The organism is Streptomyces sp. NPDC051211, assembly GCF_040689505.1.
GTDB lineage: Bacteria > Actinomycetota > Actinomycetes > Streptomycetales > Streptomycetaceae > Streptomyces.
In genome coordinates this window covers 1-1,139 of record NZ_JBFBAV010000102.1, presented here as the reverse complement: position 1 = coordinate 1,139, position 1,139 = coordinate 1, and the positions used below count along the sequence as shown (strand labels likewise).

At 65.0% G+C, this 1,139-nt stretch carries 1 protein-coding gene; it reads left to right on the top strand.

Annotated features, from left to right (window positions below; translation table 11 throughout):
- The first annotated feature begins 56 nt into the window (after window positions 1-56).
- Window positions 57-1,139, top strand: coding sequence for an IS630 family transposase (locus AB0447_RS36415; protein ID WP_366481250.1), 1,083 nt, complete (start codon window positions 57-59; stop codon window positions 1,137-1,139).

The following is a 1,139-nucleotide window of genomic DNA, read 5'->3' as shown; positions in this document are numbered from 1 at the left end:
CTAGTCTTCTGAGTCATGAATTCTGTTCAGATGTGTAGGCTTGCTCCATGGCACGAATGGGGCGACCGAAGGCCGAGTTGACGCTGTCGGACGAGGAACGGGCCGCGCTCGAGAGGTGGGTGCGGCGTCGTTCCACGCCGCAGGCGTGGGCTCTGCGGTGTCGGATCATCCTGGCTTGCGCCGAGGGTGCCTCGAACAAGGACGTCGCGGCCCAACTTGGATCCACACCTCATGCGGTGGGCCGCTGGCGGGCCCGGTTCGTGCAGTACCGGATCGCCGGCCTGGGTGACATGCCGCGTCCCGGTGGGCCCAGGACGGTGACGGACGAGCAGGTCGCCGCGGTGGTCACCAGGACACTGGAAACCACTCCGAAGAACGCCACACACTGGTCGACGCGTTCGATGGCGAAGGAGATGGGCCTGTCGCAGTCGTCGGTGTCACGGATCTGGCGGGCATTCGGACTGCAGCCGCACCGCTCGGAGACCTTCAAGCTGTCGACCGATCCGTACTTCGTCGACAAGGTCCACGATGTCGTGGGTCTCTACCTGGACCCGCCCGAGCGGGCCTTGGTGTTCTGCGTGGATGAGAAGTCGCAGATCCAGGCCCTGGACAGGTCCCAGCCCGTGCTGCCGATGATGCCCGGCGTTCCCGAGCGGGCCACCCACGACTACGTCCGCGCCGGCACCACCACACTGTTCGCCGCCCTCGAGGTCGCCACCGGCAAAGTCATCGGCTCCCTGCACCGCCGGCATCGCGCCGAGGAGTTCAAGAAGTTCCTGCTCAAGCTCGACAAGGAAGTGCCCGCCGGCCTGGACGTCCACCTCGTGCTGGACAACTACGCCACCCACAAGACGCCCGCCGTCAAGAAGTGGCTGCTGGCCCACCCCCGCTTCCACCTGCACTTCACCCCGACTGGCTCCTCCTGGCTCAACCTCGTCGAGCGGTGGTTCGCCGAACTCACCAACAAGCAGATACGGCGAGGCGTCCACAAGTCCGTCCAGGCCCTCGAGAAGGACATCCGCAACTGGATCGCCGCCTGGAACACCGACCCGAAGCCCTACGTCTGGACCAAGACCGCCGACGAGATCCTCGAACGCCTCGCCTCATATCTGAACAGAATTCCTGACTCAGAAGACTAG